The sequence below is a fragment of the Kitasatospora sp. NPDC056181 genome (assembly GCF_042266225.1).
Taxonomy (GTDB): Bacteria; Actinomycetota; Actinomycetes; order Streptomycetales; family Streptomycetaceae; genus Kitasatospora.
In genome coordinates this window covers 14,842-35,913 of the sequence record NZ_JBHJUK010000095.1, presented here as the reverse complement: position 1 = coordinate 35,913, position 21,072 = coordinate 14,842, and the positions used below count along the sequence as shown (strand labels likewise).

Below are 21,072 nucleotides of genomic sequence, written 5' to 3'. Positions count from 1 at the left end.
CCCCACACCCCCAGCGCCACGGCGCGCCCCACCCCCACCCCCACCCGAACCGCCCCACCCAGGCGGCGGTGGTCCCCCCCACCACCGCCGCGGCCGTTGCCACAGCGGCGTCCTGACGGCAGCCGGGCCCGCCGGCGGCCCTGCCCGCCGTCCGCACCGCCCCCTGGAGAACAGCTCGGAGACCTGCGGAGGAGGACGCTCGCGTCGTCGTCACCCGCTCAGCCTGCCGCGAGAACCCGCCCGGCCGCCACGGGGGTGCGGCCGGGCGGGTGACCGGGGGAGCGGGCGGGGGCCGGGCGCCAGGGCTCAGGCGCCCTGGAACGGCCCCCGGGGCAGCCGCCCGGTCAGCAGGTGCCGGCCGCGCGCTCGCGCACGACCAGATCCGTGCGGCCCGCCGTGGCGTCCAGCCAGATCACCCGGGTGCCCCGGTCGGCCGCCGGGGCGTACTGGCCGCCACGGTTGCAGGAGACCCGCTCGGGGGTGCCACCGGTGAGCGGCAGCTGCCAGAGCTTCGGCAGGTCGGCGTTCTTCGTGCCGCCGGTCACCCGGCCACCGGCGACGCCGAAGGTGACCGCCTGGTCGGAGGCGGTCAGGGTGGTGATCCGGCGCGGCTCGGCGGTGCCGCCGGGCAGGAGGTCGGTCACGCCGGAACCGTCCAGGGCACCGGAGCGGATCGCGCTGCCCTTCGCCCGGTCGCCGGGCGTCTGCACCCAGAGCAGCCGGCCACCGGCGAGGCGGGTGCCGGTGACCACGGTCCCGGGGGCGGTGGCGTCCGCGTCGTCCACCACGTACTGGGCGACGACCTTGCCGGCGGCGGTCGAGTAGACGGTCGGCGCGCTCACCGTCCGTTCACCGGCCTGCCAGCTCTCCGTCCAGGCGAGGAGGCCGTCCTTGAGCGAGAGGTCCGAGGCGCGGTGGCCGTCCGGCAGCGGAATCCGCACCGCCGGGGCACCGTTGCGGGACAGCACGGGCCCGGTCAGACCGGCGGCGTAGTCGTTCGCCACGAAGGCCACGTCGCCTCCGGAGATCCGCACGTCGCTGACGAACTGGTTCGCCGCGCGGTGGACGCTGCGCACCGGGCCGCCGTCGAGCGGCCGGGCCAGCACCTCCATGCCCCAGGTGCCGTCGGCGCCCGGACCCATGGCCACCCACGCGGCGGACGTGCCGTCGGTGGCGGGCCAGCCGTGCGAGCGGCCGTCCTCCGGGCTGAGCCGGGCGGGCTCGGCGGAGCCGCTGACGGTTCCCGCGTGCACGGCCATGCTGCCCTTGGCACCCTTGCCCGCGGTGGCCGCCACCCAGCGGCCGGCGGCGACATCGGGTGCGACGCTCTCGGTGGAGAGCTCGCGCAGCAGCGGTCGGCTGTCCACGCCGATCCGGCGCTGCCAGCCGTCCTTGACCCCGTGCGCGTCGAACGCGCCGGCCACGGTACGGAGCTGGGCGCGGTCGAGGCCGAGGGCGCGGCCGGCGGCGAGCACCGCGTTGCGGGCGTCGACGAAGTCGTCCAGCGGGGTGAGGTACTCGGCGAGCGCGCGGTAGACCAGGCGGTCGGCGAGGAGCGGGTCGAGGGTGCGCCGGATGTCCCACAACGCCCCGGAGAAGATGGTGGAGTTGAGGTGCACGCCGCCGTTGTCGACACCGGCCGGTGCGCCGATGTAGTCGGCGACGGTGGTGCGCCGGTCGTCCATCCTGCGGTCGGCGCAGGCCTGCGGGGTGCCGGTGCGGCAGAGGCCCTCGCCGAGCAGTGCGGCCCTCGGGTCGGTCATCGGGATGCCGCGGCTGGTCACCTCGATCGCGTTGCCGAAGTAGTCCGCGAGGGCCTCGTCGAGTGCGCCGGACTGGCCGAGGTTGACGAGCTCCGCCGTGTGCTTGACGACGCCGTGGGTCATCTCGTGCCCGGCGACGTCACGCGCGACGGAGAACGGGTGGCGCTTCTCGCTGCCACCGCTGTAGATCATCTTCTCGCCGTCCCAGTAGGCGTTCTCCAGCGGCTGGCCGGAGCTGGTGACGTTGACGACGGAGGTGATCGGTCCGGCCTTGCCGTCGATCCCGTCGCGGCCCAGGCGGTCGCGGTAGAAGTCGTACACGGCGGCGGCGTTCAGGTGGGCGTCGGTGGCGCCGCTGGTACCGGTGGAGGCCGGGAAGCCGGGGCTCGCCGAGGCGGCCGGGCGGGCGTCGGCGGGCAGGGCGCGGTCGAAGTCCGTGACATCCCGGCCGGCCGCGTCGTAGGTGGTGATGGCGGCGGGGCGGGTGAGGTCGACGAGCTGGTAGGTGCCGTCCGGGAGGCGGCCGATGTTCACCTGGGCCGGGTGGCCGAAGGCGTCCGGGGCGGTGCCGGTGGCGGGTTCGAGGCCGGCCGCCCCGGCTGCCGGGGAGGCGGCCTCGGCGGAGGGGGCGGCCTTGGCGGCGGGGGAGGCGGGGGCGGACTTGGCGTCCGGGGCGCCGAGCGGGTACCGGTCGCGGACCTCGTAGCTGAGGGCCACCTCGCCGACGGTGGCGTCCACGAACACCTCGCGCGCCTTCGCCGCCCAGGGCTCCGCGACGGCACCGCGAACGGTGAAGTGGCGGGCGAGCCGGCCGGCGCCACCGGGCAGCACCACCAGGCCGTGGTCCTCGACGGCGGCGCCCTCGCGCGCCGCGGGGTCCTGGAGTGCGCCGATCGCGAGCCGGCGCAACACCTCGTCCGGCACGGTCTGCGCGGTCGGGGCGGTGAGGCCGGTGAAGAACTTGCCGCCGACCGACTCGACCCGCTGTCCGGCACCCTCGCCGACCAGGTGGACCAGGTACCTGGCCCCGAAGACCGGTATGCCGCCGTGCCGCTGCTCGAACCTGACGGTGCGCCGGCCGTCGACGGCCTGCCCGGTCCCGGCCTCGGCGAGCTGCGCGGGGTCGACCCGGTAGCGGTCCTGATGGGCGGCCAGGTGGGCACGGGCCGCGTCGGCCGGGTTGTCGCCGGGGGCCGCGTCGTCCAGGCCGGTGACCAGCTGCGGAGCGATGGTCTCGGAGCCGGCGACCAGCCCGGGCACCGGGTCGGCGCCGGAGGACGGCCCCCCGGCCGGTCCGGCGGCGGGCCCGGCGAACGCTGGTGGCACGCCCGCGCCGAGGCTGAGCACGGCGGCGATCGCGATACCGAGCAGCCTGGGTCCGGGCGTACGGGAACGGTGATGCACTGCGGTCCCTCCCACGGGGAAACGGGCGGTCCGGCGGCATGCCGGACCACATCTGAACGGCGGACGCCCACCCCACGGCTCGTCCGTTCTCCGGAGCCGGCGGTCCGTCATGCGGACCAACATAGGCCATCCCCCTGAATATGTCGATCGACTGCATATGCAGGCGACTGGCACTCGTCGGCCGAGGCGCCCCTCCGCGTCGGATCCCCGCCGGATCCCCGTCGAAGCGGCGCCGACGGACGCCGGGAAGGCCCGGCCGCCCCGCCCCGCCGTGTCGGTCGGGCGGCGGGCCCTCCCGGCGGCGGTGGGGCGCCGGCGGTGTGATCGGTGCGCCGCCGACGGGGTGACTGTCCGACGGGTCATGACAGGTCCGCGGCGGGCCGGTACCTAGCGTGACGGCATGACCACAGATCGCTCTCCCGGTGTCGCCGCGCTCCCGCGGACCATCCGGCACCACGGCCTGGCGCCACTGTTCGTGCTGGCCCTCGCCCTGCTCACCCTCGTCGCCGCCATCACCCCCGCCGCGGCCGCGCGCCGGGCGGGCGGCCTGCTCGGGGTGAACCTCGTCAACAGCAGCGACCGCGACCTGACCCTCGCCAACCTCCAGGTCACCGACGGCTGCGCCAACACCAACCCGCCGGCGCGGCTCGCCGCCCTCGGCGGAACCGGGCAGTTCAACGTCGGCGTGTGCAACGGTTCCAACGGCGCGTCGGGGACCGTCAGCTACCAGGTGGGCGGTGAGAGCCAGGGCACCGTGATCACGTTCGGCTGGAACGTCCCGGCCCCGCTCGACGCGCCGAACACCCTCACCGAGACCGCGCCCACCGGCTACGTGGCGAGCCACACCGGGGGTACCGACCCCTTCACCCCCGTCACCTTCACGGTCGACTGCAACTCCACCACCTGCGACGGGATCCCGGACGACTGGAAGCGCAACGGCGTCACGATCAAGCCCAGCGACGGCAGCCCCGACCAGTTCATCGACCTCAAGGCCATGGGCGCCGACGTGAACAAGCCGGACGTCTTCGTCCAGGTCGACTGGATGGCCGACGCCACCCACAGCCACGCGCTCACCAACGACGCGATCAGGAAGGTCGTCGACGCCTTCAAGAACTCCCCGTTCAACCGGCACAGCCCCACCACCGGGATCAACCTGCACGTCGACGCGGGGCCGGACAGCATCCTCGACTTCACCAAGAACACCACCTGGGGGACGCTCAGCAAGGCGAAGAAGCAGACCGAGGCGGCCAACCTCGGGACGGTCGACGCCAACGGGCGCTACCTGTGGGACGCCTTCAACAAGATCAAGACGGCCGCGGGCGGCTTCATCAGCACCGGGCGGAGCTCGCTCTTCCACTACGCCATCGCGGCGCACAACCTCCAGCCCGGCGTCACCTACAGCGGCGTCGCCGCCGGCGTGCCGGGCAGTGACTTCATCGTCAGCCTGGGCAGCTTCGACAACCAGGTCGGCAGCACCAACCAGCAGGCCGGCACGCTGATGCACGAGCTGGGACACGACCTGGGCCTCAAGCACGCCGGGAACGCCGACACGCCCAACCACCAGCCGCAGTACTTCAGCGTGATGAACTACTCCTACCAGATGGGCGGCCTGTCGGTCGGCACCACCACCGGGGTCATGGACTACTCCCGCGCGGTGGGCTCGCTGAACGAGCCGACGCTGAACGAGCGCCAGTTCCCGGCCAGCACCGCCGGCTACGACGTCACGCACTGGTGCCCGAACACCAAGCAGGGCTCCCGCTTCGTCACCGTCCAGGCGAGTGCCGGCCAGGTCGACTGGAACTGCGACGGCATGATCAACCCCCAGGGCACCGTCGCGTTCGACACCAACAACGACGGGTCCCAGACCGCGCTGAGCGGCCACGACGACTGGGGCAGCATCCAGCTGCGCGGCGGCTCGATCGCCCACTCGGGCGCGGCCGGGGTCCCGGCACCGACCGAGGAGAACGAGATGACCCTGGAGGAGGCCGGGATGGAGCTGCCGCTCGACGTCCTGCCGCCGGTCACCACCGCGCGCACCGACCCGCGCCCCGACCGGCACGGCGTCTACCACTCGGACGTCCTGGTCACCCTCGACGCCACCGACGACATCAGCGGCGTCGCGATGACCGACTACCGGGTCGACGGCGGCGAGTGGACGCGCTACACCGGGCCCTTCACGGTGAGCGGCGACGGCCGCCACGAGGTCGAGTACCGCTCGGACGACCACGCGCAGAACGTGGAGCAGGAGCACTGCCTGGAGATCCGCATCGACTGCGACCCGCACGACGCGGAACCCCGGGACGCCTCCGACGGCTCCCAGGAGGGTTGATCCGGCCGGTACCTGACGGACCATCCGGACCGAGCACCCGGCCCCGGGTCACCGTGAGGTGGCCCGGGGCCGCGGTGCGGCAGGGGTGTCACGACGGCCCCCGGTCCCGGTCAGCCCAGCCAGAAGCCGAGCACCACCGCGCCCAGCAGGACCAGCGCGGTCAGGGCCGGCGCCCCCATCCCGCCCCTCGGCCCGGACGTGACGGCGGCCATCGACACGACCGGCACCGCGAGGGCCAGGCCCACCGTCAGCACGACCACCGTGCCGGACGGCGCCCCGGCCACCATCGCCCCCCACACCACCGTGAACATCAGCACCAGCCACATCGACGCGGTCACCAGCAGCCAGGCCGCCCGCGCGGTCCACCGGGCCGCCTGGTCATCGGCGTAGAAGTTGGCGCGGGTCGTCGTCCAGAACCGCAGCAGGGGCCGGCCAAGCCGGGCAGAGATCAGCATGGCGTCAGTCTGGCGTGCCCCGAGCCGTCGCGGCACCCCCCGAATCCCTGCGGCCGCGTCGTCACATCCGGTGCGGGCGGCGGGTCAGAGGAGTGTCCGAGCACGTGCAACGAAGCGGGGCGGTGCTCCTGCGCCGCTTCCCTCCGATACGAGGTTGGGGTTTCGCCGCCCGCGGGGGGTGTTCGCGACGGTGCCCGGCGCGATGGTGCCCGGCGCGACGGCGACGGCGTCGTGCTCCCTTGCCGGCCTTGCGGGGGCGTCCCTGTGATGGGATGTCATGGGGGAGTCGGCGGCATGACACAGAGGGGGGCGGGGCGGATGACGGCCGTGAGTGAGGCGCGGGTGCGGGGGCTGGTGCTCGGGTCGGCGTTGGGAGACGCGGCAGGGGTGGTCCGGGGCCGGTGGCCGGCCGAGGGGCCGTTGCGGATCGGTGTCAGTACCCAGCTGGCGGCCTTCACCATCGAGGGTGCGATCCGCGCCTCGATGCGGATGAACCACAAGGGCATCTGCCACGCGCCGACCGTGGTCTGGCACGCGTACTGCCGTTGGGCCTTCCTGCAGGGCATCGAGCCGGGACGGATCTCCGAGCGCTGGACGGGCGGCGGTGGCGGCCGGTGGCCGGACGGCTGGCTCGCCCAGGTGCCCGCTCTCGGCGAGCGCCGCGGCTCGGCGCCCGCCACCGTCGCCGCCTTGACCGCACTGACACCGGGGACCCTGACGAAGCCGGTCTCCGACAGCCGGGGCGCCCACGCGCTCACCCGGAGTCTGCCCCTCGGACTGCTGGGGCTCCTCTCCGGGCCGGCCTGCGTCGCAGCGATCCGCGAGACGGCCGCGCTCACCCACGGCGCCCCGGACGCACAGGACGCGGTTCTGGGGGCGACGGGACTCGTCTCCCACTGCCTCACCGAGGACGATCCCTTCCGGGCGTGGACGACCTCCGGTCCGGGCGGTGACCACCCCGTCGATGCGCTGGTCCGCTCCCTGCCGATGCCGCACTCGGCGAGCCCGGACACGGTTCTGGACCTGCTGAAGGCACCCGGTGGCGTCCCGGACCCCGGGCAGCTTGCCTGGACGGCCCCGGAGGCGACGGCCTCCGCGGCGCTGCTCGGCGCCCTCTTCGTGGTCTCCCGCTTCCCCGGCCGCGACACCGTGGGCGCCGCACTGCGGTTCGCGGCCGGCGCGCCGGACGGCGAGTCGGTGGCGTCCACCGCCGGCGCGCTGCTCGGTGCCGCGCACGGCGTCGACGCGTTGCCCGTCGAGCTGCTCAGCCGGCTCGAACTCGCCTGGGTGCTCGACACCCTGGCACGTGACCTGCTCCAGGAGTACGTCGACTCGCCCGGCGGCGGCGAGTACGTACCGGCCCGCGACCCGCACTGGTGGAACCGCTACCCCGGCTGGTGACAGCGGGGCGGGAGGTCCGTCGGGCACCCCGAAAGCATCATCGAACCCGACCGGGCCAGACCCTGGCGAGGGTCGTGGGAGAGCCCGGTGCCGGCTCCACCGGTCACGTCGCAGTGGGGATGTGGCGTGCTGCCGCGAGCCCGGCCATCGCCCGGAGTTTCGCGAAGTAGGAGGCGCAGTACTCCGATTCGATCAGGGGCACGACCTTGTCGAGGTCGGCGATGCACGCCCAGAGGACGGCAATGCCACCGTCGTCGAGCCCACCGTCCAGCTCCCGCCGGACGAGGCCGGCGACGTCGGCGTCCACGAGGATCAGCTCCACGCCCTCGATGTCGATGCCGCGGAAACCGTCGGGGTACGGTGCGCGCCGGTGCTCCTCCCACAGCAGGGTGAGCCGGTCCTCGGGCTGCGCCCGGTTCACGTCGACAACTGCCGTTTCCACCCCAGACGGTGGGCGGAGCAGCAGCGAAACAGCCTCGAAGACGGCACGCACCATGGCGACGGCCCTGGCCGGGCCGAGGGCGGCACTGGTCACGGAGCCCCGCAGGAGTTCGTCGCGCAGCAGACGGCAGCGGTCGAGCTCGGCAGCGAGTTCGGCCGGGACGAGCCCTGCGCCGCCGGCCCGCTCGATGAGCTCCTGAAGCGGTTGGTCGACGGCCAGACGCTCGGCCATGACGTGCTCCAGGGCGAACAGGGAATGCGTGACGGCGACGGTGGCGAACTCGTACCGGTAGTAGGAGTGCCGGATGAGTTCGCGGGACGTCTCCATCGCGCTCATGACGTACACCGACGCGCCGCCGGGCAGAACCAGGTCGGCCACCAGGGCGTCCATGCCCGCGTAGTCGAGAACGATGTCGCGGACACGCGGGTCCGGTACCGGCGGAGGGAGCGGGCCTGGCAACGGCGGCAGGGTGTTCACCAGCGCAGTCTTGTCGTCCGAAGGCTCTCGGTGCCAACGGATTTGCTCCGGGCGCCCGGCCACCCGCAGCCACACGTCGCGACTGTCCCGGTCCGACCGGGGAGAACAGCCGGGGACCAGGCCGGCGTCGTCGGGCAGCCGCCGCAATGCCGGCGGCCGGGGCTGCTCCGGTGCCGGCGGCCGGGCCGCGCGAGTCGTCCACCGCCCCGCAGGGCCCGGCCAGCGCCCGGCCCCCGGCACTCGCCCTCCGGACGATCCCGGCAGTCCGGCCTGTACGGCGACCAGGGACCGTGCAACGTTCCCCGCGCACACTCAACTGCAAGCAGTTCACGACCCCTCAGCCGACGACAGGACGCGGGAAGTCGAGCCGGAGCCCGTACTCGCCGACAGGGCCGTGCAACCCTTGCGGCGCCGCGGCGGTGAGTAGGGCAGAGCGAGGGCCCGATCGGGTCGTCGCGCGGACGCGAAGAGGAATTGGATGACCGCGAGCGTAGTGCACAACCCGGTGGAGGACCGGCCGCGGCCCGTCACGGCACCGGCCGCGGGCGGCCCCGGCCTGCGGGGGCTCGACTTCGAGGGGTTCGCCGCCACGCGCTGGCGGCGGCTGGTGCGCACCGCCTACCTGCTCACAGGCGACTACCACGAGGCCGAGGACGTGGTGCAGGCGACCCTGGCGAAGGTCGAAGGTACTCCCGCTCCAGGACATCAGGCTCGCCGCGTACGACGCCCAGGGGAGGGTACTGGCGAGCAAGACGCTGCCGTCCTGAACCGGACCGGCATCGCGGCCCTGGCGTCGGCGGCGCGCCTGGCGCCGGTCGAGTCGCCGGTCGAGTCGCCGAGCGGCCCGTGCGGCCGCCCGGCGGCGTCGCGCGGGCCGGCGGTGAAGCCGCGCCCGCCCCGCCGAGCGAGGAAGAGGCCCTGAACGTTACTGCTGGTCACCGCGGTTGGCAGGCCTCCGTACACCCGGCTTGCAGTCGCCGCGGACATCGGCCACGGTGGAACGGTAGGGCCATGTGGGGGACATCCGTAACAGCAGGTGACTGAACTGCACTGAACTGCACGGCACAGCAGTGGCGTTCTTTCGGAGGTCGCATGCCACCGGTGAACTGGATCCCCCAGGCCGTCGGCAGGCCGGAAGGCGGCGGTGAGGCCGCCGCCGAGGCCGCCGCCGCGGACCGGGTCCTCGTGAGGATCGAGAAGATCGGCGCCATGGGCGCCCTGATCGGGGCACTGGAGCAGCTCGCCGCCTCGTCCGCGCTGAGTGACGACGGCATCTTCTCCTGGAGGGTGAACCAGACCCGGTTCCGCGGCATCGAACGGTTCCCGCTGACGTACGTGTCCAGGCTGCTGGAATACCCGCGGGTCGTCGTGATCCCGCAGGTGCGGCTGACGGCTGCGGCCAGGCTGCTGCTGGGCCGGCCGCACCGCAGGGAACGCGCCGCGCTGCTCCTCACCCTCACCGGCACCGCCGCCGGCATGCAGGTGCGCCAGTACTACGGCTACGACGGCTCGGACAACATCTCCATGATCACCTTCCTGGTCGCGACCCTGGAGAAGGCGTTCCCCGGCGACGACCGGGCGCGGGAGGCGTGCATCCGGTTCATCGCCTTCCAGGCGTGCGTGGCCTACGCCGCCGCCGGGGCGATCAAGCTGGTCTCCCCGGTGTGGCGCGACGGCTCCGCCATCACCGGGATCCTCCGCACCCGCGTCTACGGGGACAAGGGGCTGCACCGGTTGCTGCGCCTCCACCCCGCCGTTGCCCGCGCCGTGGCCTGGGGCGTGATCCTCGGCGAGCTGACGTTCCCCCTGGTGCTGGTCGCGCCCAGACCGGTGGCCCGGGGCATCCTGGGCGCGGGTGTCTTCTTCCACCTCGTCAACGGCAGGTTCATGGGGCTGAACCGCTTCCTCTGGGCGTTCACGGCCACCTACCCGGCGATCGCCCACGTGTCCCGGTCGCTGCGCCCGTGAACACCCACCACACGGCCGAGGCCGGCACCCGGAGCCGCAGCAGCGCCGTCCAGGACCGGCTGATGGCCGGCGCCGTGCTCACCACGGCGGTGGGAGTCGTCGTCACGGAGCTGAGAAAGAGCGGCGCACCGTCGCCCGCGCCGGGCCGGGTCGTACGGGTGGGCGGCCGTGCACTGCACCTGCTCGACCGGCCGGGACAGGCACCGCCCGACAGGCCGGCACAGGCACCGACCGTCGTGCTGGAGAGCGGCCTGGGCCACCCCGCCACGGTCTGGAGCTGGGTCCTCGAACAGCTCCGCCAAGACACCCACGCCGTGGCGTACGACCGGCCCGGCATCGGATGGAGCGCCGCAGGACGCACCGGGCTGGACGGTGCCCGGTACCCGGACCATCTGCTCGCGGTCCTCGCGCGGGCCGGCGCGCGCGCCCCGTTCGTCCTGGTGGGCCACTCGGTCGGCGGGCTGCTGACCAGGATCTTCGCCGAACGACACCCCGAACTGACCGCCGGCCTGGTGTTCGTGGACTCCGCCCACCCCGATCAGTACCGGCGATCACCCAGGCAGCGGGCGGGCCTGCCCCTGTTCCGGCAGTCCCTGGACCGGATGATCACGCGGGCCGCCCTCGGGCTTCCCGTGGGCGGTGCGGCGGCCGAGGCCCTGACGCTCCTGCCGGCACGGGTGTCCGGCCCGACGGCGCAGGCGATGTTCCGGTTCTCCTCGCTGCGCGCCGCACGCGGCGAGCTCGGCCTCAGCCAGGCCGACTGGTCGCGCCGGGCCGCGCTGCTGGCCTCGGTGACACCGTGCCCGGTCGCGGTGGTCTCCGCGGCCGTGACGCACGAACAGGATCCCGCGTACGCCGGGCTCCAGCGCGAACTCGGGGCGCTGTCGCGCGTCAGCCGGTCACAGATCGTGGCGGGGGCCCGCCACGACTCGCTGCTCACCGACCGGTCGCACGCCGCGAGGGTGACCGACGCCATCCACTGGGTCATCGACAACGGGTGACGAGGACTGCGGCGAGAGGTGCCGAGACCATGGCTGCTGCGACGATCACCAGGCCGATAGCCCGTCAACTGCTGTACGCGGTCCTGTGCGGGTGGGGCGGTCTCACCGTGCTGCGCCAGATGGGCCTGGGCAGGAGCGTCCTCGTCCGCCTGAAGTGGGCCGGCAGGGTCGTCCCCAACTACCGCTTCTTCGGGCCGACCCCTTCCATGCACGATCTGCACATCCTGGTGCGGGACAGGCTCTCCGGCGGGCAGGTCGGGCTATGGCGTGAGTTGGACGTCGCCCAGGAGCGCAGGGCGGTTCACGTCCTGTGGGCTCCGCACCGCCGGGTGGAGAAGGCGCTGCTCGACGCCGCGAGGGAGATGGCGGTCATCAGGCGGCGGAGCGCCGAGGCCAGGCAGTGGAAGACCACCATCCCCTACCTGGCGCTGCTGAACGTCGCCACGTTCGGGGTCCCCCACGAATCCGGTGCGTGGCAGACCCAGTTCGCCATCGCCAGGGCGGCGGCGTACGAGCAGGAAGTCGAGCCGGAGATCCTCTTCGTCTCCGATTTCCACGACCTGGACACCGGTCCCGGCGTGAGCGGGACTCCTGCGAGAAGTGGAGGAGAGTGATTCGGATGTTCGAGGTGAAGGTATCGGCGGTGACCAGGTTCGCCGACCGTGCCGTCGGGTCGGGGGCGGGGACGGGCCTGGTTGGGGCCTCGGCCCCGCCCACGTTGTGCGCGGACGCCGGCGAGGACGTTCAGGGCACTCAGGATCTCGGCGAGGACGTCCGGGAGGCCCAGGACGTCCAGTCGGACGTCCAGTCGGACATCGGCGACAACATCCTGGACGCCATCGTGAATTTCACGGAGGAGGCGATGCTGGGCGGGGAGGGCCGTGATGCTGCCGCCGCGGGGGCTGATGGCGGCCCGGCTCCGGGCGTGTTCTCCGAGAGCGCGTCGGTGGGCGAACTGCTGCGCGTCCGCAGGACTGCAGTGGCGGGCCGGTGACGCGCGGGCCGGTGATGCGTGGATCGGTGATGCGCCGGTCGTGACGCGTGATGCGCCGGTCGTGATGTGCGGGTCGGTCTCCGTGCGGGTGGCCGGCTCGGTGGCCGCCGCCCGGTGCCTCGGCCGGGGCGGTTCGGGCGGCGGGCAACATCGGGCTGGACGCACCGTAGTAGTCATAGAAGACTGGTCGTAGAAGCTGCCCGCGGCAGGAATCGTGCCGCAGGGGCCCGACAGGCCCGGCCGCTGTGGAGAAAGGGCCTGGCCGGTGCTGAACCCGTTGGACGCTCCTGCGGCGGTCGAGGCTGCGGCCGAGCCGCTCGAAGAACTGCTCGACGACATCAACCACGTGGTGTCCGTTCAGCTGTACCCGGTTGTCGCGGTGGCGGCATCCGGGCGGGACGACATCGGGAAACTTGTCCAGGCGGTGCTCGACGCGGGTTACTGGCGGGACGAGTTCGGCTCGGTCCTGTCCGTGTTGGAGCCGGCCCGAAGCTGGCGGGAGGTCGTGCACCGGGCTGCGACCGAGAGCGGGCTGATGCCCTGGTACCAGTTCGTCGAACGCACACCCGACCAGATCAGGCAGGCCGGCGAACTCGCGTATGGCATCGCCGACCTGATCGAGTCGCACCTCGGCCCGGTCCGGACCGCCGCCGAGGTCGCCGTCATCCTCGCGAACCCGGGCGCCCTGTGGACGCGGCAACTCCTGTTGGCGTCCGACGAGTGGGCGACCGTCCTGCACCTCCGGGTCGACCACTGACCGTGAGCCGTCCGGGCGGCGCGGCTCGTCGCCGTGAGAGCCGTGGCCCGGTGAGGCCCGGTTGGCAGGGCCGGGCCGGTCATGCCCGGTCATGCCCGGTCCGGACAGGCTCCTACAACTGCTCGAAGTGGAAGGAGCGGATGAAGCAGTCCCGCGGCTGGTTGATCGCGAACAGGACGCAGTCGAGGACGGATTGCGCGGTCAGCGGATCGCTTGTGGTCCGGGAAGCGTGATCCCAGCCGGGGTCGAGCGGGTCGCCGTCCACGAAGTCCGGGGGGTAGAGCGAGATGACGCGGATGCCCTCGGGGCGCAGCCGGTGGGAGAGGACGTCGGCGAAGCCGGCCTGGGCGGCTTTGGCGGCGTAGAAGGCGGGGTGCGCCCGGGAGCGGTGGTCCCGGGGTTCCGCGGCCGAGGAGACCAGGTTGACCAGGTCCGCCCCGACGGAAGCGCGCAGCAGCGGTAGGACGTGCTTGACCATCAGGAGCGTGCCGGTGGCTCCCGAGGCGATGGTGTCGGTGATCGCGTCGTCGTCGGCGTCCCAGAGATCGGGACCGTCCAGGTAGCGGGCGCCGTTGTTGATCAGCACGTCCACCCGGTCGGTGCGGGCGGCCATTCCATCGGCGAAGGCCCGGACGGAGGCCGGATCGGCCAGGTCGCAGGCGAACGCGTCAGCCTGCGCGCCGCTGTCGGCCGCCATCTCGGCAGCCACCTTCCGGGCCGTCGTCAGAGAACGCGCGGACACGAACACGCGCGCACCCAACCGGCCTGCCTGAAGGGCCAACGCCCGCCCGAACCCGCGCCCGGCCCCCGTCACCGCCACCGTGCGCCCTGTGAGATCCACGGGAACACCTCCCCCTGCTCAGCGTGATGATCACCGTGATCCTATCCAGCGCGGCACCGGGCCCCCGTCCGGTGCGCCGAACTCACGGACGAGGACGGACCCGGCACGCCGCCCGCCGTCCCGCCGGCCGACCGGGGTGCTTCCGGGCCGAAGCACCCCGGCGTGGCGGGCCGGGAGGGCATCGTCGGCCCGCCCGCGGGCCGGGCGAGTGGTGCGTCGTGGTCACCGTGACGAGTCGACGCCCGGGGCGCTCTCGTGGGTGTCGGCGGTGGTCACCGGATCACCGGGTCACCGGCAGTCATCGGGGCATCGGGTCACCGGTGGTCGTCGTGTCCGAGGCCGCGGTCGGGTGCGCTCATGTCGCCCGTGCCGGGGATGCCGTCGGCGAGCCCGTAGCGCAGGTAGACGGTGCCGTTCGGGCCGGCCGCCGGTGGTTCGAGGAGTGTGAGGTTCGTGGGCACGGCGCCGCCGTCGAACACCTTCTTCCCGACGCCGAGCACGATCGGGTGGACCCAGAGGTCGAGACGGTCGAAGAGCTTCTCCCGCAGGAGGGTCTGCACCAGGTCCAGGCTCCCGACGACCTTCACGTTCTCGTGCCGGTCGCGGATCCCGCGCACCGCGGCGGCCAGGTTCGGGCCGAGCCGCGTGGACCCGGCCCACGGGAGGTCGGGCGTGCCGCGGGAGGCCACGTACTTGGGGACGCGGTTGAAGAGCTCGGCGATCTCGCCGTCCTTCTGGTGCGGCCAGTAGGCGGCGAAGATGTCGTACGTCCGCCGGCCGAGCAGGAGGGCGTCCGTGCCCTCGTACGCGGCGAGGATCTGTGCCCCTGTGACCTCGTTCAGCAGGGGCGCCTGCCAGCCGCCGAACGGGAACCCCGCCGGGTCCTCGTCGGGTCCGCCGGGCGCCTGCCCGACGAGGTCGAGGGTCGCGAACAGCTCGATGTGGATGAGGCCCATGTCTGTACTCCCGATGAGTTGGTCGTCCCGATCGAGATGTAGACCTGCCGGGGCCGGAAAACTCATCGCCACGCCGGTACCCGGTTTCCGTACCCGCCGACTGCCGCGTCCGGTACCCCGCCCGCCCCGGCGGCGCCCGCCGCCCGGGGCGTCGCCCTCCCGGGCGGGTCAGGGGGAGTCGTGGGACCGGAGGGGGCACCTACGGGTGGTAGAGGGCGTGGGCGCGGGTCACGTCGGTGGGCCCGTCCTGGCCGATGTGGAGGAAGTAGTCGACCTGCCATGCCTGTGTGCTGCGGGCCTGCCGGTTCGTCGTGGCCACCCACGGCGGGTAGACGCGGAAGCCTCGTTTCCCGCCGGAGCCGTTGCGGGAAACGATGTCGCGCTCGCAGAGCACCTCACGCGGGAACACGAACTGCCCGAAGCCGTTCTCGTCGCGGCTGCTGATGACGAGGAGGTCCACCTCGTCGGCGGCGTCGAAGGGCCGGATCGGCCCCTCCTCGGACCGCTGCCACGCGGTGACGAACTGGCCCACCTTCGTCGGGGTGGTTCTGGCCACGCGGAACCGGACCGAGCGGCCGTCGATCGTGAATCCGCAGGCCGCGTATTCGGCGCTCTCCGGTTCGGCCACCGGCAGCGAACATGTGAAACAGCCCGGGTCGTACACCAATGCCTTCGCCGCCAGCAGGTCGCCGTGCAGCCCCGCCGCCCATGGCTGATTCATCACCATCCCGTCATCCTGCCATCGCCCCCGGCGTACCGGGGTGGCGCCCGCCGAGCCGAAGCGGCGCAGGCGGTCGGGGCCGGGGGCGGTGCAGGAGGTCCTCGGCCCCGACCGGTGGTTGCATCCCCCTGGCGGGCCCGGCGGTGCCGGGCGGCGCGGGGTTGGACGATCTGCCGATCCCGCCGTGCTGTGGAGGGAGGTTGCTGACCCGGCCGGCTTCTACCGTCAGGGCCACGAGCCCGCAGACCCTTTGCCACCTGCGCGAATGGGATGATCTTACCGACAGTTCTGTACGAGGAGGCGAAGTGGACGACCGCTCGAAGCATGACCACACCGGATGGGAGGACGTCGTGCTCGCGGCCCGCGAGCGTGCCCGCACCCGGCAGGCCCTCATGGTCGAACGCTTCGGACTGTCGGGTGACGTGCAGTACCAATGGTCGATGGACGATGCGCACATCACGTGGTCGCGCGACGGGAAGGTGTTCCTCACCGGCCGACTCACGATGATCGGCAGCGTCAGCCTCGCTCAGCAGTCCTGGCTGTGGTCATGGGCCAACGAGTCGCTTCCGCCCGCAGTCGTGGGCGACATCGAGCAGGTCCGGCAGTTCGGCGAGGACAACGACTACCCCGTCCTGCCGTGGCCGGGCTTCGCCTACCACCCCGAACTCGTCGCCGAGGCGCGGATGGTCGCAGCATCCGTGCTCGACGCCGAGGGGCTGTGGGCGGAGTCCACAGACGACATGCAACTCCACTTCCTGGTCCATGACTTGGCGCTCACCGCTGGATGACAGCGACCGGCGCCCGCGCCCCGGCGGCGGGCGCAACGGCTGTCGCCGGCAGTCAGTAGACCGATCCGCCGGTGACGTAGATGATCTGGCCGGTGACGAATCCCGCGCCGGGGCTGGCCAGGTAGGACGCGGTGTGCGCGATGTCCTCCGGTCGGCCGACCCGGCCGACCGGGATGGTCTGCGCCACGATGCGCTGGTGCTCCTCGAAGCCGCGGCCTCGCCGCTGGGCCGCGACCCTGGTCATGTCGCTGACGATGAAGCCCGGGCCGATGGCGTTGGCGGTGATGCCGTGTCCGCCGAGCTGGAAGGCGAGCGACTTGGTGAAGCCGATGAGGCCGGCCTTGGCGCTGGCGTAGTCGACGCGGCCGGCGTCGCCGAGCGCGGAGATGCTCGACATGTTGACGATCCGTCCCCAGCCGGCGGCGATCATGTACGGGGTCACGGCCCGGGTGAGGAAGAACGCCCCGCGCAGGCTGACTCCCACGACCGCGTCCCACTGCCGGGTGCTGGTCTCCTCGACGCCGAGGTTGGGGCCGCCGATGCCGGCGTTGTTGACCAGTACGGTCGGTGGTCCCAGCTCGGCGGCGATCCGGGCGACGGCGGAGGCCACGGCCGTCTCGTCGTCGACGTCGGAGCCGAACGCCGCCGCCGCTCCGCCGCCGTCCTTGATGGCGTCGACGGTGTCGGCGCAGTCGGCCTCGTGGAGGTCGACCACCGTGACCGCCATGCCGTCGTGCGCGAGTCGCTCGGCGACGGCGGCGCCGATGCCGCGGGCCGCTCCGGTGACGATCGCCACGCGCTGTGGGTGGGCTGCGTGTTGGGCTGCATGTGTCATGAGGGAGAGTCGACCCCACATGCTTCCCGCCGCCAATCGATGTAGCCCGCGGCTTAATGATCACCCTTCGACGCCGCAGCGGTGTCCACCCGCGGGGAGGCCGCCTCCCGCAGGGCGGCGGCCTCCCCGCGCCCGGAAGGGGACCGGGAACACCGTTGTCCGGCTCACCGTCAGGCAGGGTGCAGGGTGCAGGGTGCGGCGTGCCGGGTGGCGGTCAGGGGCGTGAAAGGCGGGCCCGGTGGGAGAGTCGGGCGGTGAGTCGTACGACGCCGAAGGCGATCACGTAGCCGAAGGCGTACAGGACGGTCGCCCGCTGCAGCTGCGGCACCAACAGGTGGCTGCCCAGCAGCGCAGGGGTGAGCAGGAGAGGCGCTGCCAGGAGAGCGGTGGCCAGTGCCGCGCGGCCTGCGGTGCGAGCGGTGCAGGCGATGGCGGCGCCGGCGGCGGCCGGTGCGAGGAGGTCGAACCCGGTCAGGGCGTTGTTCTCCCCGAACGGGACCGTGAGGGCCAGGGTGACGTGAGCGGTCACGACGGCGATGGCGACCGCCCAAGGCGCGGTGGAGCGCGGGTGGGTGCGGTCCGGCGGTGCCGGCAGGAGCAGGGCGGCGTTGAGGACGAGCAGCGCGAGGTCGCTCTGCCTCAGGCCGAAGGAGAGCTCGACGTTGGCCGACATGCCGAGCAGGCCGGGGCGGGCAAGGAGGTGGATCAGCGGTGTCGCCACCACGGTGGCCACAGCGAGGGTCCTCGCGGCGGACCAGCGGCCGGCCAGCACCGCGCCGGCCATCAGCACCGGCCCGGCGACCAGCGCGGCCGTCGCCACCAGGGGGCCGTTCTTCTGGGCTCCGGTGACGGACAAGGCGAAGAACTCGGGGTCGGAGGCGAGCTGGACGGCCTGCCAGGCAAGGAGCAGCGCGTAGGTCCCGGCCAGCACCGCGGCGAACGGGGCGACGGTGGCGAACGCCCGGCCCAGGGGGCGGTGGGACGTCAGACCGAGCCGGACGCGGGCCCCGTGACCGGCGACGTCGGCCACCTCGCGCAGCCCGGAGAGCCGGCCCGCGTGGGCGATGTGGCGCTCGGCGTGGTCGGTGACCTCCGCCCGCGCGCCGGCGCCGTACGAGGCGGGGTAGAGGGTGACGGCCCACCGCAGCAGCCGGTTGTTCAGGGGGTGGTGGTCCATGGTCATGCCGTGCCTCCTGCAGGAAGGGTCCAGGCCGTGGCCAGGCGTCGGTCCGCCTCGCGCAGGGCGGCCCGCATGCGCTCGCTCTCGGCCTTGAGCGCATCGGCGCCGCCGGGAGTGAGGGCGAACACCCGCCGGGGGCGGCCGTTCACCGTCTCCTCCCGCTCGACGCGGATCAGCCCCTCGGCCAGCAGGCGGTCGAGGGTGCCGTACAGGGTGCCGGCGCCGAGCCGGACGCGGCCGCCGGAGATCTCGGCGACCTCGTCACCGAGCGTGTAGCCGTGCCGGGGCTGATCGGCAAGTGCGGTGAGGAGAAGGAAGGTTGGCTCCTGCATGGAGCGTTTGTTCTTCACGTCCCCCACCATAGTACGGTCACCGTAGTGTTGGGCAAGGAGTTGCTGAACATCCGTCACTCCAGCCGAACCGCAGCCCGGTTGCCCGCGACAGGCGCACGGCACCGCCGCCACCCGGCAGGTGCGGGGCAGGCCCGACTCCCAGCGCCCTCCGGGCCCGCTGGTGCCCGCCGTCCTCCCGGGCCGGGGTGCTTCTCCTCGGCCGGCTGCTCCTGACGCCGCCGCGGCGGGCCCTCGTCCGGTCCGCGCCGGCGCCAGGCCGGAGTTCCACAACTTCGCTACAAGGCAACCGCGTTACCCATCGGTGGTCCACGTCCTTGGAATCATCCTGCTGGGGCACCGGGGAGGTGTCCGGACGCGAACGAGGGGGCTGCGATGAACGCACGGATCGAGGACGCGAGGCCGCCCGGCCGCACCCGGGCCTCCGGAGCCGCCGTCCGCGCACTGGCCCGGGGCCTGCTCCTGCTGGCGGGCCTGGCCACCGTCGTCCTCGGCTTCAGCCGGTTCGTGGACGCCTACGAATCGGTGGACGCCTACCGCTCGGCCCCGCGCTGCGGCACCGCGGCGGCCGCGCCCGGCGCGCCCTGCGTGCGCCACGAGACCGGCAAGGTGACGGCGCGGACGATCGACCACACCGGCGACAGCGACAGCTACGACCTGACCGTGGCACGCGAGAGCGGGCCCGGCCAGATCTTCAGCGTCGGCAAGGCCTTCTACGACGGGGCGAAGGTCGGCACCGACGTGGACCTGAGGATCTGGAACGGCCGACTCGTCGAGGTCTCCTGGCACGGGCACCGCGCCTCGCCGCCCGACATCCCCTGGCTGAGCTCCTTCAAGCTGGCTCTCCTGGTCGGGGCGGGGTCGGCCCTGGTCGTGTGCGGCTTGGCCTGGCCGCGCGGGAGCGCCCAGGCGGTGCCGGTGATCGCCGCCTTCTGGATCGCCCTCTTCTCCTTCCTCGGCAGCTTCTTCCTCTGCCTCGCCCAGTGGCCCTTCGCCGTCACCCTGGCCGTCCCCGTCCTCGGCTGGCTGTTCGTGACCACCATCAGCACGTCGGTCGCCCGTGAGATCTGACCCCTCCGCGCAGGCCGGACCGCCGGTGCGGCGCCGGGGGAGGTCGCCGGCGGGCCCTGGCCGGGCAGGTGCGGGCCGGCCGGCGGGGTGTCGGGGCTGCTGGAGGCCGCCCGGGCGGGCGGTGCGGGGTACCGGCCCGGTCAGCGGACCAGCAGGGCGGCGACCTCGTTGCCGTCGGCGTCCATGCAGGGTCCCAGCGAGTAGCCGTCCGGGTCGACGAGGCAGCCCAGCGCCGCACCGCCCGGGCCGTTGTCCAGCAGCAGCCAGCCGTCGGCGAAGTCACCGGGTGCCGCGTCGCAAGGGATGCCCGCGGGGTCGACACCGGCCTCGGCGAAGCTGTCGGCGAGGTGGGCGGCGCGGTCCCAGTGGCCCTCCTCGGGCGTGCGCTGCCGCAGCGCGGCCAGCGCACGGGCGGCCACCGACACGGCGACGTCCGTTCCCGCGTGGACGTCGCGGCCGTGCAGTACCAGCAGGCCGGAGCCGGCGATCACCCCGTCGGTGTCCCAGCTCGCCTCCACCGGGCGGGTGTCGCCGTACTGCACCAGGATCGCCCGCACTTCGCGGTCCCCGGCCGGGCCGTCGAGCACCAGGTACACCGGACGCGGCCCCTTGCCGGCCGGGCAGCCCGCGGTCTCGCCCTCGAACGCGCCCTCGAACCAGGCGGTGCCGGTACCGAAGTCCATCTCGATCCGGCGGAACGGCGTGTCGTCGGGCAGCTCCCCGCCGGCGTCGAGCACGGGGAGCGCGGCGAACAGGGCGTCAAGGGTCTTGTCGAAGTCGTCCATGGCCGGTGAGGCTAACGCGCACCCCTGACACGACGCCTGCCGGGGGCGACGGTGCCGAGGCGCCCACCGTGCCGGGGTTGGATGATCAAGCGCCAACTGCACGGACGCGCCGGCATCGGGTTGCCGCGCAAGCGCGTTCTGCCGGCCCCGTGACCGCGCCTCGGCCGGTCACGGCGCCGACCGCCGGGGGTGTGTGCTTCGGCCGCCGCGTCACCCCGCCGCATCACTCCGCCGGGCGCCCGGCCCACCGGTACACCGTGACCCCGCCGCCGGCCGCCGCCACCTCGTAACCGGCCGCCGGCAGGGCGGCCCGCGCCGCCAGCTGCTCGTGCCCGGGCACCGGGAAGTCGCCCGGCCGGTCCGTCACCGCCACCCACCGGGCCTGCGGGCGCCGGACCGACGGCCCGGCCGACACATCGGCGTCCGGCGTGCTGAGGTAGGGGAACAGCGAGACCGTGCACCGGCCGGATCACCGCGACGCTCGACTGACCCTGCCCGACGGCAACACCGCCGCCCGGCACCGGACGTGGCGACTCGAAGGAACGGCCGGCTCG

At 73.3% G+C, this 21,072-nt stretch carries 20 protein-coding genes and 1 pseudogene; 10 read left to right on the top strand and 11 right to left on the bottom strand.

Going from position 1 to position 21,072, the window contains the following annotated elements; genetic code table 11:
• Positions 1-344: 344 nt before the first annotated feature.
• Positions 345-3,167 (bottom strand): M4 family metallopeptidase, encoded by a 2,823-nt coding sequence (locus ACFC1F_RS29390; RefSeq protein WP_376162777.1) that lies wholly within the window; start codon positions 3,165-3,167, stop codon positions 345-347.
• A 400-nt stretch (positions 3,168-3,567) separates the two neighbouring features.
• Between ACFC1F_RS29390 and ACFC1F_RS29385 the strand changes: the two genes are divergently transcribed.
• The gene (locus ACFC1F_RS29385; protein ID WP_376162775.1) at positions 3,568-5,496 is read left to right on the top strand and encodes an OmpL47-type beta-barrel domain-containing protein; all 1,929 of its coding nucleotides are present in this window, start codon (positions 3,568-3,570) and stop codon (positions 5,494-5,496) included.
• Positions 5,497-5,606: 110 nt separating this feature from the next.
• Here the strand turns inward: ACFC1F_RS29385 and ACFC1F_RS29380 are convergent, their stop codons facing one another.
• On the bottom strand, positions 5,607-5,951 hold the full coding sequence (locus ACFC1F_RS29380) for a hypothetical protein (protein ID WP_209412720.1): 345 nt from the start codon (positions 5,949-5,951) through the stop codon (positions 5,607-5,609).
• 318 nt (positions 5,952-6,269) lie between these two features.
• On the opposite strand from ACFC1F_RS29380, the gene ACFC1F_RS29375 reads away from it, so the two are divergent.
• On the top strand, positions 6,270-7,352 hold the full coding sequence (locus ACFC1F_RS29375) for an ADP-ribosylglycohydrolase family protein (RefSeq protein WP_376162773.1): 1,083 nt from the start codon (positions 6,270-6,272) through the stop codon (positions 7,350-7,352).
• 103 nt (positions 7,353-7,455) lie between these two features.
• Here ACFC1F_RS29375 and ACFC1F_RS29370 read toward each other — a convergent pair whose 3' ends face one another.
• A complete protein-coding gene (locus tag ACFC1F_RS29370; protein WP_376162771.1) occupies positions 7,456-8,271 on the bottom strand; it encodes a hypothetical protein in 816 nt (271 codons plus the stop codon).
• Between the two features lie 478 nt (positions 8,272-8,749).
• Here ACFC1F_RS29370 and ACFC1F_RS29365 point away from each other — a divergent pair.
• The 6 genes and pseudogenes from ACFC1F_RS29365 to ACFC1F_RS29340 all read left to right on the top strand — a co-directional run.
• Positions 8,750-8,953: pseudogene (locus ACFC1F_RS29365) on the top strand (hypothetical protein); the annotation flags it as partial.
• 419 nt (positions 8,954-9,372) lie between these two features.
• Complete coding sequence (locus ACFC1F_RS29360; protein ID WP_376162769.1) at positions 9,373-10,239, top strand: hypothetical protein; 867 nt, start codon at positions 9,373-9,375, stop codon at positions 10,237-10,239.
• The gene (locus ACFC1F_RS29355) at positions 10,236-11,240 is read left to right on the top strand and encodes an alpha/beta fold hydrolase (protein WP_376162767.1); all 1,005 of its coding nucleotides are present in this window, start codon (positions 10,236-10,238) and stop codon (positions 11,238-11,240) included. Before ACFC1F_RS29360 ends, ACFC1F_RS29355 begins: the two co-directional genes overlap by 4 nt.
• A gap of 29 nt (positions 11,241-11,269) precedes the next feature.
• On the top strand, positions 11,270-11,854 hold the full coding sequence (locus tag ACFC1F_RS29350; protein ID WP_376162766.1) for a hypothetical protein: 585 nt from the start codon (positions 11,270-11,272) through the stop codon (positions 11,852-11,854).
• 5 nt (positions 11,855-11,859) lie between these two features.
• Positions 11,860-12,234 carry a hypothetical protein gene (locus tag ACFC1F_RS29345; protein WP_376162764.1) on the top strand — a complete coding sequence of 125 codons (375 nt, stop codon included), beginning with the start codon at positions 11,860-11,862 and terminating at the stop codon, positions 12,232-12,234.
• Positions 12,235-12,499: 265 nt separating this feature from the next.
• Complete coding sequence (locus ACFC1F_RS29340) at positions 12,500-12,991, top strand: hypothetical protein (protein ID WP_376162762.1); 492 nt, start codon at positions 12,500-12,502, stop codon at positions 12,989-12,991.
• Between the two features lie 112 nt (positions 12,992-13,103).
• Here ACFC1F_RS29340 and ACFC1F_RS29335 read toward each other — a convergent pair whose 3' ends face one another.
• From ACFC1F_RS29335 to ACFC1F_RS29325, 3 genes are all read right to left on the bottom strand, one after another.
• A complete protein-coding gene (locus tag ACFC1F_RS29335) occupies positions 13,104-13,832 on the bottom strand; it encodes an SDR family oxidoreductase (protein WP_376162760.1) in 729 nt (242 codons plus the stop codon).
• A gap of 314 nt (positions 13,833-14,146) precedes the next feature.
• Positions 14,147-14,788 carry a dihydrofolate reductase family protein gene (locus ACFC1F_RS29330; protein ID WP_376162758.1) on the bottom strand — a complete coding sequence of 214 codons (642 nt, stop codon included), beginning with the start codon at positions 14,786-14,788 and terminating at the stop codon, positions 14,147-14,149.
• 199 nt (positions 14,789-14,987) lie between these two features.
• A complete protein-coding gene (locus ACFC1F_RS29325; RefSeq protein ID WP_209412880.1) occupies positions 14,988-15,515 on the bottom strand; it encodes a MepB family protein in 528 nt (175 codons plus the stop codon).
• A 299-nt stretch (positions 15,516-15,814) separates the two neighbouring features.
• On the opposite strand from ACFC1F_RS29325, the gene ACFC1F_RS29320 reads away from it, so the two are divergent.
• Positions 15,815-16,297 carry a DUF6882 domain-containing protein gene (locus tag ACFC1F_RS29320; RefSeq protein WP_376162756.1) on the top strand — a complete coding sequence of 161 codons (483 nt, stop codon included), beginning with the start codon at positions 15,815-15,817 and terminating at the stop codon, positions 16,295-16,297.
• A 52-nt stretch (positions 16,298-16,349) separates the two neighbouring features.
• Here ACFC1F_RS29320 and fabG read toward each other — a convergent pair whose 3' ends face one another.
• The 3 genes from fabG to ACFC1F_RS29305 form a co-directional block, all read right to left on the bottom strand.
• On the bottom strand, positions 16,350-17,132 hold the full coding sequence (gene fabG / locus ACFC1F_RS29315) for a 3-oxoacyl-ACP reductase FabG (RefSeq protein WP_376162754.1): 783 nt from the start codon (positions 17,130-17,132) through the stop codon (positions 16,350-16,352).
• Between the two features lie 214 nt (positions 17,133-17,346).
• On the bottom strand, positions 17,347-18,315 hold the full coding sequence (locus ACFC1F_RS29310) for a hypothetical protein (RefSeq protein WP_376162752.1): 969 nt from the start codon (positions 18,313-18,315) through the stop codon (positions 17,347-17,349).
• Positions 18,312-18,644, bottom strand: a complete 333-nt coding sequence (locus tag ACFC1F_RS29305) for a PadR family transcriptional regulator (protein WP_209412733.1) — start codon at positions 18,642-18,644, stop codon at positions 18,312-18,314. The genes ACFC1F_RS29310 and ACFC1F_RS29305 overlap by 4 nt, the downstream gene beginning before the upstream one ends.
• Positions 18,645-19,037: 393 nt before the next feature.
• Here ACFC1F_RS29305 and ACFC1F_RS29300 point away from each other — a divergent pair, with 393 nt between their 5' ends.
• Positions 19,038-19,733 (top strand): hypothetical protein, encoded by a 696-nt coding sequence (locus ACFC1F_RS29300; RefSeq protein WP_376162750.1) that lies wholly within the window; start codon positions 19,038-19,040, stop codon positions 19,731-19,733.
• Between the two features lie 140 nt (positions 19,734-19,873).
• Here the strand turns inward: ACFC1F_RS29300 and ACFC1F_RS29295 are convergent, their stop codons facing one another.
• Together ACFC1F_RS29295 and ACFC1F_RS29290 are read right to left on the bottom strand one after the other, a co-directional pair.
• Positions 19,874-20,518, bottom strand: a complete 645-nt coding sequence (locus ACFC1F_RS29295) for a hypothetical protein (protein WP_376162748.1) — start codon at positions 20,516-20,518, stop codon at positions 19,874-19,876.
• A 223-nt stretch (positions 20,519-20,741) separates the two neighbouring features.
• Positions 20,742-20,891, bottom strand: a complete 150-nt coding sequence (locus ACFC1F_RS29290; RefSeq protein ID WP_376162746.1) for a hypothetical protein — start codon at positions 20,889-20,891, stop codon at positions 20,742-20,744.
• Positions 20,892-21,072: the final 181 nt, after the last annotated feature.